General features: G+C 68.9%; 12 protein-coding genes. 7 read left to right on the top strand and 5 right to left on the bottom strand.

The window, feature by feature from the left end; all coding sequences use genetic code 11:
• Positions 1 to 71: 71 nt before the first annotated feature.
• The 3 genes from DMB37_RS24700 (at position 72) to DMB37_RS24690 (ending at position 2,196) form a co-directional block, all read left to right on the top strand.
• Positions 72 to 509: a MarR family winged helix-turn-helix transcriptional regulator gene (locus DMB37_RS24700; RefSeq protein ID WP_135234716.1), complete on the top strand. Its 438-nt coding sequence runs from the start codon at positions 72 to 74 to the stop codon at positions 507 to 509.
• A gap of 152 nt (positions 510 to 661) precedes the next feature.
• A complete protein-coding gene (locus DMB37_RS24695; RefSeq protein ID WP_135234715.1) occupies positions 662 to 1,441 on the top strand; it encodes a metallophosphoesterase in 780 nt (259 codons plus the stop codon).
• A 77-nt stretch (positions 1,442 to 1,518) separates the two neighbouring features.
• Entirely contained in the window at positions 1,519 to 2,196 is a 678-nt protein-coding gene (locus DMB37_RS24690; protein ID WP_135234714.1) for a phosphodiesterase, read from the top strand.
• Between the two features lie 4 nt (positions 2,197 to 2,200).
• Here the strand turns inward: DMB37_RS24690 and DMB37_RS24685 are convergent, their stop codons facing one another.
• The gene (locus tag DMB37_RS24685; RefSeq protein ID WP_135234713.1) at positions 2,201 to 3,259 is read right to left on the bottom strand and encodes an AraC family transcriptional regulator; all 1,059 of its coding nucleotides are present in this window, start codon (positions 3,257 to 3,259) and stop codon (positions 2,201 to 2,203) included.
• A 157-nt stretch (positions 3,260 to 3,416) separates the two neighbouring features.
• Here DMB37_RS24685 and DMB37_RS24680 point away from each other — a divergent pair, with 157 nt between their 5' ends.
• From DMB37_RS24680 to DMB37_RS24665, 4 genes are all read left to right on the top strand, one after another.
• Positions 3,417 to 4,883, top strand: a complete 1,467-nt coding sequence (locus DMB37_RS24680) for an NAD(P)/FAD-dependent oxidoreductase (RefSeq protein ID WP_135234712.1) — start codon at positions 3,417 to 3,419, stop codon at positions 4,881 to 4,883.
• A gap of 72 nt (positions 4,884 to 4,955) precedes the next feature.
• Complete coding sequence (locus tag DMB37_RS24675) at positions 4,956 to 7,088, top strand: ABC transporter ATP-binding protein (protein WP_135234711.1); 2,133 nt, start codon at positions 4,956 to 4,958, stop codon at positions 7,086 to 7,088.
• 55 nt (positions 7,089 to 7,143) lie between these two features.
• Positions 7,144 to 7,881, top strand: a complete 738-nt coding sequence (locus tag DMB37_RS24670; protein ID WP_135234710.1) for a CbiQ family ECF transporter T component — start codon at positions 7,144 to 7,146, stop codon at positions 7,879 to 7,881.
• A gap of 438 nt (positions 7,882 to 8,319) precedes the next feature.
• A complete protein-coding gene (locus DMB37_RS24665) occupies positions 8,320 to 8,973 on the top strand; it encodes an ammonium transporter (RefSeq protein ID WP_135234709.1) in 654 nt (217 codons plus the stop codon).
• 96 nt (positions 8,974 to 9,069) lie between these two features.
• Here DMB37_RS24665 and DMB37_RS24660 read toward each other — a convergent pair whose 3' ends face one another.
• From DMB37_RS24660 to DMB37_RS24645, 4 genes are all read right to left on the bottom strand, one after another.
• Complete coding sequence (locus tag DMB37_RS24660; RefSeq protein WP_167768926.1) at positions 9,070 to 10,290, bottom strand: lipase family protein; 1,221 nt, start codon at positions 10,288 to 10,290, stop codon at positions 9,070 to 9,072.
• A gap of 443 nt (positions 10,291 to 10,733) precedes the next feature.
• Positions 10,734 to 10,913, bottom strand: coding sequence for an antitoxin (locus tag DMB37_RS24655; RefSeq protein ID WP_107654067.1), 180 nt, complete (start codon positions 10,911 to 10,913; stop codon positions 10,734 to 10,736).
• Between the two features lie 80 nt (positions 10,914 to 10,993).
• Entirely contained in the window at positions 10,994 to 13,327 is a 2,334-nt protein-coding gene (locus DMB37_RS24650; protein ID WP_135234707.1) for an ATP-dependent DNA ligase, read from the bottom strand.
• Between the two features lie 51 nt (positions 13,328 to 13,378).
• The gene (locus DMB37_RS24645) at positions 13,379 to 13,663 is read right to left on the bottom strand and encodes an antitoxin (protein ID WP_135234706.1); all 285 of its coding nucleotides are present in this window, start codon (positions 13,661 to 13,663) and stop codon (positions 13,379 to 13,381) included.
• Positions 13,664 to 13,698 lie beyond the last annotated feature (35 nt).

Genomic DNA, 13,698 nt, shown 5'->3' with positions numbered 1-13,698 from the left:
TAGGCCCAAATAGTACGTACACGCCTATCATAGGCTCATGCTTATCATCTGCCAAGCAGTATTTTCTTCCCATGCCGCAACCTCATCGTCCCGATCTCGCCGCGATGATGGCCCCACTCATGCGGGCGCTCATGGCGGCGGAACTGCCTGTGCTCGAACGATATGAACTGTCCATGTGGGGCTACGCGGTGCTGCTCGGGCTCGGCAAGGAACCCGTGTACACCCAGGCCGCGCTGGCCAGGTCGATCAATGCCGACAAGACCCGCATCATCCCGGTGCTCGACGAGCTGCAACAGGGTGGGTTGATCCGGCGCGAACCCGATCCGGCGGATCGGCGCGTCAATCTCGTGTCGATCACCGCGGCCGGGCGCAGCCTGCGCGACCGGGTGCAGGCCGATATCCAAGAGGTGGAGAATCGCCTGCTTTCGGAGTTGCCCGCGGCGGATCGGCGCGTGTTCCTGCGCTCGCTGCAGACCCTGGCGACGCACGTCGAAGAACAGTCGCCGTGAGCACGCACACAGACCGCCGCGCAGGTTTTCGCTGGTGGTGAGCCTCATGGCGACGCGTAACACGCAGGTCAACTAGCCTTATTACGTGCCGCGCACGGGAGGCGGGCACACTCTGACGCAACGGAGCGATCCCCCAGAGAAAGCGAACGCCGATGATCCTGGTGGCTCAGGTCAGCGACACACATTTCGATCTCGGCGCCCGCAACGCCGAACGGGTCGAGCAGGTCATGACCTTTCTGAGCGGCCTGCGCCGCAGGCCGGACGCGATTCTGGTGACCGGCGACGTCACCGACGGGGGCAAGCCCGATCAGTACGCCCAGGCCAGGCTCGCGTTCGACATCGACATTCCGGTGTACGCCATCCCCGGCAACCACGACGATCGCGCCGCCTTTCGCGGCACGCTGCTCGGCGAAGCGGCCTCGACCGCGCCGATCAACCACGCGCACCGGATCGGGGATCTGACCGTCGCACTGCTGGATTCGAGCATTCCGGGTGAACCGAGCGGCCGGCTCGCCGACGAGACCTACACCTGGCTGCACGACGTGCTCGCCACCGCCCCGGCCGACAAACCGGTGCTGCTCGCCCTGCATCACCCGCCCGCGTACCTGTTCAGCCCAATCGTCGACGAGATCTCGCTCCAGGAACCGGAGAAGTTCGCCGAATTGGTCGCCGGCGACAAGCGGATCGTCGCGGTGCTCACCGGGCACGCACACTCCGCGGCGACAACGACATTCGCGGGGCGTCCGCTGCTGGTGGCGCCGAGTACCGCGTCGGTGCTCGGTGGCATCTGGGAGCTGGACCTGCCCGACCACGTGATGGACTACGCGCCCGACCCCGCCGTCGCGCTGCACATGATCGATGAAAGGCACAGCCTGACAACACATTTCCGCAGCATCCCGATGGGCGGCTGGCTCGGCGTCGCGCCGAACTGAGCCGGGCCCGGCCGTTTAGCCGCCCGGGCTCCGGGCAGTCGAGGGATGACAGTTCCCCTCGATGCGAAGGAACTCCGATGACCGATCTCGCCGCTTCAGTAGTGCGTAGTACCTTCGCCGCTGGAGCCAAGCTGCGCCATGCCAGGGTCTTTCACCCCGACGGCCTGCACCTGTCCGGGCGGCTACATGCGGAAAGCGAGTACGAGCACCTGTTCGGCACGGGCGAGCGGGCCGTGATCGCGCGTCTGTCGAAGGGCGCGGGCACGCCGGGCAGCCTGCCGGATGTGCTCGGCTTGGCGTTCCGGGTGCTGGATCGCCACGACGAGCCGTGGGATTTCGCGCTGGCGACCACCGGCGGCGGATCGCTGAGCAAGTTCCTGATCACGCCCGCTCGTGGTTGGGTTCGCGCCAGGTACGGCAGTCTGATGCCCTATCGGGTCGGCAAGACCGCGCCGCTGTGGTTCTTCGCGGAACCGGACACCGGCCAGCCCGCCTCCGCGTCGCTGGCGGAGATGACCGAGCACCTGCGCGAGCAGCCGATCTCGTTCACCCTGCTGGCGAGCGGCGTGACGGGGGCGACCATGCGCCTCGCCGAGCTGACGCTGCGACTCTCGGAGTCCGCGGACCATCGGACGGACTACTTCGACCCGATGCTCAATCATCCGGACGGCGTGGAACTGCTGCCCAAGATCGTCGGCAAGGTCAGGGAATTCGCCTACTCGGGCAGCCGGAGCGGACGCGGCGAAGGCGGGTAACCGCTCAGCGCCGCACGGCCTGTTCGCGGCGATAGGCGGCGGGCGTCGCGCCGGTCCAGCGCTTGAACGCGTAGATGAACGTCGACGATTCCGCGTAGCCGAGCCGGATCGCGACATCGCTCACCGAAAGCGGTGTCGCGGTGAGCATCTCCTCGGCCAGCGCGCGGCGCACCTCGTCGAGCAGCGCGCGGTAGCTGGTGCCCGCGGCGTCGAGGTGGCGGCGCAGCGTGCGCGTGCTCATATTGAGATCGCGTGCGACGGAGTCGATTCCGGGCGGTGCGGCGAAGCCGTCGGCGCCGCCGGGGACCAGGCGTTCGCGCACCTCGGCGGCGATGCCGGTGCGGGCCCGGCGGCGATCCACCAGCTCCCGGCACTGGGCCAGGCACATGGCCCAGGTCTGCTCGTTCGCCTGCGGCAGTGGCTGATCCAGCACCGCGGGCTCGATCGCGAAAAGGTTGCGTGGCTGCCCGAAGCGCGGGCGCACACCGGTGACCTCTTCGAGCCGGTCGGCGTAGGCCGGTTCCGCGAAACGGAACTCGGCCCTGGCGAGCGGCAGCTGCCTGCCCAGCAGGTCGCTCATCACCTGATGCATGGCGGTGACGTCCCGTTCGACCAGGAACTGCCGGACATCGGCCGGAATCAGCTCGTCGTGCACCCAGGCCACGAACTCCCCCGCCCGCCACTCCCCGACGGGCAGGCAGAAGGTGAAGCTCAGCTCCAGGTAGCGCAGCGCGAAGGAGATCGCCTCGCCGAGGGTGGGGCTGCTGACGCAGGCGAAGCCGAAGATGCCGAAGGTGGTGATCCGGTAGCGGCGGCCGACCTCCACGCCGAGCGCGGGCCGGTCGGCGAGTTCGCGCACCAGATTGCGGACCACGGCCAGTTCGATATGCGCGTCGATCTGCCCGTCCGGGTCGCGCAGCAATGACTCGGACAACCCCGTTCCGGCGAGCATGCGCCCGGCGGACACGCCGTGCTCGGCGGCATAGCCGACCATCAGCGCCACGCTGGCTATCCCGCGCGGAAAGTTCCAGTCACGGATCCCCGGATCCTGCACCCGCTCCACAGCGGACAGTATGCGGCCTCGCGCATCCGCGACTCGCAAGCGCTCCAAGCGGCCTCGCGCATTCGCGACCCGCAAGTGCTCTATGGCCGAATTTCTCGATCGGTTATCCGGACGCCCCCTACAGTGGAACTAACTTGGGTGTTGTGAGGAGTGTCACATGACAGCGGGCAACCGGCCATCGGTCCTCATCATCGGCGCGGGCTTCGGCGGCATCGGGATGGCGATCGAGCTGCGCCGCAACGGTTTCGACGACATCACCATCCTGGAGCGGGCCGCCGACCTCGGTGGCGTGTGGCGGGAGAACACCTATCCCGGCGCGGCCTGCGACGTGCCGTCCCCGCTGTATTCCTTCTCGTTCGAGCCGAAACCGGACTGGCCACAGCGCTACTCCGGGCGCGCGTCCATCCACGCCTATCTGCGCGGCGTCGCGGAGCGCAACGGCGTGTTCGACACGATCCGGTTCGGCGCCGAGGTGACCGATGCCGAATTCGACGACACCACCGGCCGCTGGACCGTCCGCACCGCCGACGGCACCGCCAGGACGGCCGACGTCTTGATCTCGGCGGTCGGCCAGCTGTCGCGGCCCGCGCTGCCGAATATCGCGGGCCTCGACACGTTCGCGGGTGCGGCGTTCCATTCGGCCGAGTGGGACCACAGGGTCGAACTGCGCGGCAAGCGCGTGGCCTGCATCGGCACCGGCGCCAGCGCCATCCAGTACATCCCGGAGATCCAGCCGAAGGTGGACCAGCTCACCCTGTTCCAGCGCACGCCGGCGTGGGTGATCCCCAAGTTCGACACCGACTACTCGCCCATCCAGCACCGGCTGTTCGCCCGGCTGCCCGGCGCGCTGCTGGTCGAGCGCTTCGGCTGGTGGTCGATCGCCGAGTTCGTCTCGCTCGGCCTCGTCGAGTTTCCGGCAATCGCCAGGCTGGTGGCGACGCTCGCCACGCGTCACCTGCGCAAGCAGGTGGCCGACCCCGCGCTGCGGTCCAAGCTCACCCCCGACTACCCGATCGGCTGCAAGCGCGCCCTGTTCTCCAACGACTACTACCCCGCGCTGACGCAGCCGAACGTGCGGGTGGAGACCACCGCGATCACCGAGGTGGTGCCGCAGGGCGTGCGCACCGCCGACGGCACCGTGCACGAGGTCGACGTGATTATCTACGGCACCGGATTCAAGGGCACCGAGTTCCTCTGGCCGATGCACATCTACGGCCGTGCGGGGCGCAAGCTGTCCGACGTCTGGGCCGACGGAGCGCACGCCTACTACGGCGTCACGGTGCCGGAGTTTCCGAATCTGTTCCTCGTCTACGGGCCGAACACCAATCTCGGTGTCGGCTCGATCATCTACATGATCGAATCGCAGGCCCGCTATATCCGCCAGGCGGTCGAGCTGCTCGGTCGGCACCCAGGGCACACGCTGGAGGTTCGCGCCGATCAGGAGGCACGGTTCAACGAGGCCCTGCAGCAACGCCTCGCCCGCACGCCGTGGAACTTCTGTGCCAGTTGGTACCGCAACGCCGCGGGCCGCATCACCAACAACTGGCCCGGCTCGCAGACCAGTTATCGCCGCAGGCTGCGCAGGCTCGACCCGGCCGACTACACCCTCACTCCGGCCGCATGACGGCCACCGAATGGGGTGCCCCCGGGACGCGCCCGCACCCTGACCGCCCGCGCGCACTGGCAGACTTGTGCCGTGACTGGACGCCCGATAGCTGACGGCACGGCCGAACACGGGCCGCTGCGACCGATCGAGCTGGCGTTCGGCGCCGTGCTGGGCGGTGCCACCGTCGGATTGGTCACCGTCGGCTCGGTGATCCCGCTGGCGGCCGCGCTGAACCTGGTCGCCGCGGTGCCGATGGGGCTGCTCGCGCAGCGCTACCGGCTGCGCGCGCTGGTCACCGCCGCCGTCGCGGCGACCGTGGTCGCCTTCGTCGCGACCGGCCTGCTGGCCACCACCGGGCTGATGGCGACGGCCACCATCGCGGGCATCATCGGCACGACGAAACGACGCGGCGGCGGGATCGGCGCGGTGCTCGGGCTTTCCACCCTCGCCGGCCTGGTCTGGGCCGGCTTCGCGGTCGGCATGCTGCAACTGCTCTCCGCCACCAGAAACCTGCTGTTCGACACCGTCCGCAACACCTCGCGCGGCATCCAGGAACTCGCCGACCGCCAGGAACAGCTGGCGCCGCTCGGGCGCGCGGCCGTGGACGTCACCGATTCCGTGCTGCGCTGGTGGTGGATCTGGGTCGGCGGCGGAGTGGTGACGGGCATGGTGGCGACCGCGCTCTTCTCCTGGTTCGTGCTCGGCTCGGTGCTGGATCGGCTGACCTGGCTGCCCGGGCACGACCGGCTCGACGCGCCGCCGGACGATCGCGCGATCGCGCCGCTGCCGGTCACCCTGCGCGGGGCGGGATTCCGCTATCCGGGCGCGGTGCGCGACGCGCTGCGCGACATCGACCTCACCGTGGACCTCGGCGAGTTCGTCGCGGTCGTCGGGCACAACGGCTCCGGCAAGTCGACGCTCACCCGGCTGCTCGCCGGACTGCCGCCCACCACCGGAACGGTGCAGCGCCCCGGTTCCGCGGGGCTCGGGCACCTCGGCGGCACCGCGCTGGTGTTGCAACGGCCGGAGAGCCAGACCCTCGGCGTGCTCGTCGCCGACGATGTGGTGTGGGGGCTGCCCGCGCAACTCGCCGCGGACGTCGACGTCGCCGGACTGCTGCGCGAGGTCGGACTGGACGGCATGGGCGACAAGGAGACCGCCGCCCTGTCGGGCGGCCAGCAGCAGCGGCTCGCGGTCGCCGCGGCCCTCGCCCGGAAACCCGCACTGCTCATCGCCGACGAGGCCACCTCGATGATCGACCCGCAGGGGCGCCGCGAACTCGTCGAACTGCTTGCGGCACTGCCGAAACGCCACGGGATGGCGGTGGTGCTGGTGACCCACCACGAGGCCGACGCGGCCGCGGCGGACCGGGTGGTGCACCTGGCGCAGGGCCGCGCGGTCGACCGGTTGGCCGCCTGGCCGCGGCCGGTCCGGGACGTGCGGCGCAGGCCAATGGGTGAGCCGCTGCTCGAACTGCGCGACGTCGGCTACACCTACAACCGCGGCACACCGTGGGAAGCCGCGGCCCTGCACTCGGTCGACCTCACGGTGCGCCGCGGCGAGGCGCTGCTCATCGTCGGCGGCAACGGCTCGGGCAAGTCGACGCTGGCCTGGATCATCGCCGGACTGGTCGAACCGACTTCGGGCCGTTGCGAACTCGACGGCAAGGCGGTCACCCAGCAGCTCGGCCGGGTCGGGCTGGCGTTCCAGCATTCCCGGTTGCAACTACAGAAGCAGACGGTCGGCACCGAGATCGCGGATTGGGGCGGGCGGGCCACCGGGTCCGGGGCCGTCGGCCGGGCACTGGACGCGGTGGGGTTGGATCGGTCGCTGGCCGCGCGGTCGATCGAGGAACTCAGTGGCGGGCAGGCGAAACGAGTGGTGCTCGCCGCGATCGTGGCCAGCCATCCGCAGGTGGTCGTGCTCGACGAGCCGCTGGCCGGGCTCGACCCCGAAGGGCGGGCGGACATCGTGGAACTGCTTGCGCGGCTGCGCGATTCCGGTTTGACGTTGATCGTCATCTCGCACGATGTGGAGGACATGTCCACGGTGTGCGACCGGACGGTGCACCTGCGGTCCGGCCGGATACTCGCCGACGGCGCGGTGCCCGACGCCGCACCCGCAGCCGATAACCCTGCGCCCGAGCGTGATTCCCGCACTGCGGCACCACCGCCCCGGCCGGGCGAACCCGCATGGCGGATCGAGCACGGAGGTCGATCATGAGTGAGCGAGTCGTGTCACCGCGTATTTCGGAGTCGAGCGTCAGCGAGGTGCAGGCATGAGTGTTGTGCTGTTCCGCCGGGTTCCGGTGCAGAGCCCCGTGCACGACCTGTGGGCCGGCACCAAGATGATCGGCGCGTTCCTGATCAGTCTGCTCATGTTTCTGCCGACCTGGCCGGTACTCGGCGTGATGGTCGCGTTTCTGGTGTTCATCGGTGTGCTGGCGCGCATTCCGCTCGGCACCCTGCCGCGCCTGCCCTGGTGGTTCTGGGGGTTGCTCGGGATCGGCGGGCTGGTCAACGCCGCGGTGGACGGCCAAGCGGTGCTGCGCTACGCGCAGACGGTGGTGCTCGGCCTGCTGCTGGTCGCCACGTCGTTCCTGGTCGCCTGGACGACGCCGATGAGCGATATCGCCCCCGCGCTGGCCAGACTCGGTGCGCCACTGCGCAAACTCAAGCTGCCCGTGGATGAATGGGCCGTGGTCGTCGCACTTACCCTGCGGGGCTTGCCGCTGCTGATGGAGGAGATCCGGGTGCTGCGCGCGGCCCGCAAACTTCGCCCCAAGAACACCCTGGTCGCCCTCGCCACGGAGAACCCGCTGATCGACATCCTCACCGCCGCCATGGCCGTATCCACCCGGCGCGCAGGCGAACTCGGCGAGGCGATCACCGCGCGCGGTGGCACCGGCGAACTCGCGGCCTACCCCAGCTCGCCCGGTCGCCGCGACGCCGTCGCATTGATCGTCGTCGTCGCAGTGTGCGCGGGTGCCTTCACGCTCGGCTTCGCGCTCCTGTAGCCGAACGCCGACGCTGCCAGGATCGGGCCGAGGCACGGTGCGGCTCTGACGGGCACGGTGTTGCCGGATGGATTCTTACCCGAATCTGAATGGTTGCTGCTCCGGGTTGCGGCACTGCTTTCGGTGCTCGATGACGGATGCCGACCCGGTGCGCGTCGAGCGGAACGAGACGCCGGTAGGCGCACGGCTCATCGTGCGCGTCGATCATGGTCCTGCACCGGAGGACATGAATAGCCAACGGCTATAACCTGTTTCGCGGTATTTAAAAGGATTGTTGCCCCCTATTTCATGGGCTGGAGCACCGTCGAGGCAGTAGAGTTATCTGCGGAGTAGCTGTCCGTTGAATCACGTGGCCGCGCACCGCAGTGGGGGAAAGGAAATCGGACGTGCGCGCCGTTCTCCGATGCTTGAAAACCTGATGAAGAATGGAACACCCGAATGATTTTCCGCAAGATCACCGCGGCCGCAGTGCCTCTCGTCGCCGCGGTCGCGGTCGGCGCGGGCACCGCCCATGCGCAGCCCACCGCCGCGCCGACTCCTGAGATCGGTTACTCGGCACAGCTGGTGGGCGACACGATCATCACCACGCTCACCGGCGGATCTTTCGAGCTGGCGGGCAATGTCGTCGACATCAAGGACCAGGCCGGGAACACGGTGGTCACCATGCCGCTGGCGTTCCGGCAGGACGGTCTGGAATTCCCGCTCCCGCACGCGGTGCGCGACGCGGGCCGCGTGCTGGAACTGACCGTGGTCAAGGACCTCACCCAGGCGCGGCCGGCGGCGACCCCGATCGCCTCGCCGTTCGAGAACCAGCGCGCCCAGGACGCCTTCCTGACCCAGTTCGGCATCGCCACCGCGGTCGGCGGTTTCATCGGCACCGTGATCGGTGCCGTGGTCGGGCTGACCGGCATCCTCGGCGGGCCGACGGTGATCGCCAGCGTGCTGGCGGGCGCGGCCATCGGCGGGGTCATCGGCACCATCGTGGCGGGCGGTCCCACGCTGATCGTCGCGGGCATCGACCTGATCAACACCCTCGCCGCGCCGCCGGGGACCACGAAGTGGATGGACGACACCGGTCGCGGCAAGAACTGACCCGGATCGACCGAGCGCGGCCCGCACCGAATCCTCGACGATTCGGTGCGGGCCGCGTCATTGTCTGCGTGACAAGGGACTTGGTCCCGGACTGCGCTACCTCGCGCGGCAGCCGGGCGCGACCGGCACACCCGCCACCCGGTCCGCGAGATAGGACATCGCGCCGAGCGCCTCGCCGACCGCGGCCGGGTTGTGGCCGGGCAACGCGGAATGCACGGAGGTGACCGTCGCGCCCTGGGCGCAGTAGCGGCCGAGGATGTCGGTGAAGCCCGCCACGGGGACCACATCGTCAGTGGTGCTGTGGTACAGGTACATCGGGACCGTCGGCGCCGGGTTGCCGAGTTCGTGCGGGTCGGTCGCCGCGCGGAATGCGGGGTGCGCCAGCAGGTTCGGCACCGCGGCGTAGTCGTCGACGCGCGCGTTCATGTATTTCGCCACCAGGTCGGGGCCGCAGGCGGCACCGTCGGCGGCGATCATCGCGCGGCCACGGTCGTTGAGCAGCTCCCTCAGGCCCGCGTTCGGATTGTCCCGGACCGCCGCGATCACGATGAGCATGGCCAGACCCGCCTGCATGGTGCCGTCCACATGCTGGGCGATGGCGGGCCAATTCGACGGGACGCCACCCGCGGCGATACCGGCGAATCGCACGTCCGGCGCGTAGTGCGGCTGCATCTGGGCGGCCCACAGGGTCGCGAAGGCGCCGCCCGAATAACCCCACGCGGTAACGGGAGTCGCCGGTCCGAGCCCCGCGGCGGGCAGGGCGCGGGCGGCCCGAATACCGTCCAGCACGCCGCGCCCGGAGTTGACGCCGTCGAGGAACCGGGACTGCGGACCCTCGTAGTCGCTGGTCACCACGGCCCAACCGCGGCGAAGCGCGTCCGCCATGAACGGGGTGTCGATCAATGCCTGCGCACCGCCGGGGTCGCCGCCGCCGCGCAGCGCGTAGGAGGGCGCGCATCGGGTGCCGAGGCTGTCTTCGGCGATCTGATAGGACAGCAGCGGGCGGGGGCCCGGGCCGAGCCACGGCAGCATCGGCACCATGACGGTGGCCACGTCGGCCACCGGGCTACCGCCCGCGTCGGTGCTCCGGTATTTCACCTGCCACGTCGAAATCGGTAACGGCAGACCGAACAGCGCACTCTGGCGCGACTCCACGATCGCGCCCTCGGGGTAGGCGGCGAGGTCGGCGGGCGCCGCGTAGAACGGGTCCGCGTCGGGCGGCAGCACCTGTGCCCGCGCGCTGCCCGGCGCCATGATCAACGTCGAAGCCAGCGCCAGCACCGACAGGATGATCGCCGACGAGCCGACCCGAGCCACTCTCCTGACCAGGCCCAGAGCCGGCGGACCGAAGTCCGTTGTGCTGAGGAGTGAAGTCCCCCTACCGATTCCATGCGGAGTCGCCATGGCAGGCAACCTACCTTGCGCGTGGCCGAACCGTTCGGCACTCGCACGACGTTTCCCCGACACCCCTAACTTGTTGCCGGAACGAAATACTCGGCCGACCAGTATCGATAGCGCGGGCACACCGGCTTCGGCCGGTTCATGGCTGCTGCGCATGGGGACCTCCCCTGTCCGGTGCGGCCACGACGCCGTGCGCCGGATACGGGTCCGCGCCGACGCACTCGGGCCTCGAGGCCATTCACGGTACTGACCGTTCCGGACCCCCGGCAACGGTCAACCCATGGTCAGACCCACCGCCGCGAATGTCCGGCGCGGCCGGTCCTGCGTGTCGAAAGTGCCTCAGGCGCAGGCGAGCCGGGTCACTTCTGCTCGCGCAGGGCCTTCTTGGCGGCTTCCTGGGCGGAGTCGACCTGGCCCGCGTACTTGCCGCCGGTCTTCTGATCGACCAGGTCGCCCGCCTTGTCGATGACGGTTTCCACCTTGTCCGCGTGCTGCTGGGCCAGGTCGACAGCCTTGTTCGCCAGGTTCTTGAAGTCCACTACGCACTCCTCGTTCGAGATGGGTCCACCAGCGGATCACTGTAATGGGCGCTGCCGACGGGAGTACGCGCCGATACACGTCAGTCCGTGGCGCCCAACCACGCCGGATGCCACAACCGGCCGGTCTCGGTCCAGTTCATGAAGCGCACCGTGCCATGGATTTTCGGGGTCACCCAGACCGCTTCCTTGCGCTCCTCGGCGGTCAGGTCGTTGTCGAACGGGCTGGTCTTCCGCTCCGACGGGCTCAGGCGGTTGGCCAGCTCCCGCATGTCGGTGTCGTTGAATCCGGTGCCGACCCGGCCGACGTAGATCAGCCTGCCCTCGTACGGGATGCCGACGAGCAGCGACTTGAAGTCCCGCGCGTCGCTGCGCCGCCAGCCGCCGATGACCACCTCCTGGGTGCGCCAATTGCGCTGCTTCACCCAGGAGTGACCGCGCTTGCCGGGCAGGTACACCGAGTCCTTGCGCTTGGCGACCACGCCTTCCATGCCTTGGTCCTGGCTGTAGCGCACCGCGTCGGCCCCGGAACCGTCCAGCCGCGGCGGCACGAGCAGCGAGGGCGCGGTACCGGCGAGCGCCTCCAGCACCCGGCGCCGATCCGAATACCGTTTGCGGACAAGCGAAGTGCCGTCCAGATACAGCACGTCGAAGCCGACGAACACGGCCCGCGCCGCATCCGCTTGGAGCAGGCCGAGATTGGCCACCCCGTGGTCGTCGAAGACCACCGCCTCGCCGTCCAGGACCACACTGTGCCCGGCCAGCTCTTCGCCGAGCACCGCCATCCCCGGGTAGCGGTTGTTCACCACGATGCCGTGCCTGCTGCGCAACGTGACTGCGCCGGACTCGATTTCAGCGATCAGCCGGAAGCCGTCCCACTTGGTCTCGAAGCACCACTCGTCGGCGGTGAGATCGGCGACGTCACCGGGGGTCGCCAGCATCGGCGCCAACCCTCTCGGGAAGGGCGAGGGCCCGCTCGACACCCGGATGATGCGGCCGGCCGGCTTGGCGGGCTCTTCGCCGAGACTGCTCGCAGCCTTGTCGCTCGGATCGGCACCGTCGGGATGCTGCTCGCGCATCAGATGCATCAGCCACTGGTTGCCGTTGGTCTGGATGAGCGCGTAGCGCCCGTTGAGCCGCTCACCGTGGAATCGGACGATCACCTCGTCGTCGCGCCACTTCTCGGTCTCGTAGGTGCCGGAATCCCAGATCGTCATCTCGCCGGCGCCGTACTGCCCCTTCGGGATGGCGCCGTGGAAGTCCAGGTACTCCAGCGGATGGTCCTCGGTGTGCACGGCGAGCCGGTTCTGATCCGAGGTGGTCGGCGGGCCCTTCGGTACCGCCCAGGACACCAGCACGCCGCCGCGTTCGAGCCGCACATCCCAATGCAGCCGCCGCGCATGATGTTCCTGCACGACGTAGCGGTTACCCTCGCCCGGTTCCGGCCGCTCGGCGGGCACCGGCTCGGGAGTTCGCGCCGGGTCGCGCATCGACCGATACTTGGCCAGCGCGTCGGCACCGGACTCCGGCGACGCGGTATTGCCCTGCGGCAGTGGCGGATCGAGCTCGGCGAGCAGGTCGCCGTCGGCCTGCCAGCGCGCGAGGACCTCGTCGAAGCGCAAGTGCCGCAGCTTCTTCCGGTGCTCGATTTCTTTCCAGGTGCGTGGGGCCGCCGCGGTGGGCTCCGCGCGGCCGCGCATGGAGTACGGCGCGATCGTGGTCTTGGCGGCGTTGTTCTGGCTCCAGTCGAGGAAGATCTTGCCGCCGCGGGCCGCCTTCGCCATCGTCGCGGTGACCAGATCCGGATGCAGCCGTTCGAGATTCGTGGCCACCTGTTTGGCCACCGTGGACGCGCCGCTCGAACTCACCTCGCGATCCAACGGGACGTAGATGTGAATTCCCTTGCTACCACTGGTGACCGGGAACGCGCGCAGGCCGATGTCCTCGATCATGTCGCGCACCGCGAGCGCCACCCGAGCGCAATCCGCCAGCTCCATATCGGGACCCGGATCGAGATCGAAGACGATGCGGGTCGCCGGCCCGACCGAGTCGCCGTCGAAACGCCATTGCTGTACATGCAATTCCAGCGCCGCCTGCTGCCCGAGCCAGGCCAGCCCGGCCTCGGAGTCGATCAGCGGATAGGTGACCTTGCGGTCGGAATGCTGGATGGTATGCCGTTCGATCCACGACGGCGCGTGCGCGGGAAGATTCTTCTCGAAAAAGGAAGGCTCGTCGACCCCGTTGGGCCAGCGCTTCCTGGTGACCGGACGACCGGCGATATGCGGCAGCATCGCAGGCGCGATCGCCGAATAGTAGGCGATGACTTCGCCTTTGGTGGTGCCGGTGGCCGGATACAGCACTTTGTCGAGGTTGCTGAGTTCAACCTCGATACCCCCGAATCGCCGGCGGGACGCCATGAGAACGATTTTAGAGGCGGGGACCGACAAAAAGCGGGCCCCCGCCGCTCGTCAGACCTGCGTGCCCGGCTGATCCGGGGTGCCGGGCTGATCCGGGGTGGTGCCCGGCGCGCCCGCACCGCCCGGCTGACCCGGCGCACCCGGCTGATCCTCCGGCGGGACCACCTTCTTGGCGGCCTCCTTACCCTTCGCGATCTTGTCCGAGTACTTGCCCTGGGTCTTCTGGTCGATGAAGTCGCCACCCTTGTCGATGGCGTCGTTGATCTTGTCCGCGTTCTTGGCCGCCGCGTCCTTGCCCTTGCCGACGAGGCCCTTCAAAGTATCTACCAAGCTCATAGCTTTCCGATCCTTCCTCTAGCCCACTAGCAGGA

It is taken from the genome of Nocardia sp. CS682 (assembly GCF_004634405.1).
GTDB classification, from domain to species: Bacteria; Actinomycetota; Actinomycetes; order Mycobacteriales; family Mycobacteriaceae; genus Nocardia; species Nocardia ninae.
Note: the sequence above shows the minus strand (reverse complement) of the source record. Positions and strands in the feature narration are given on the sequence as shown.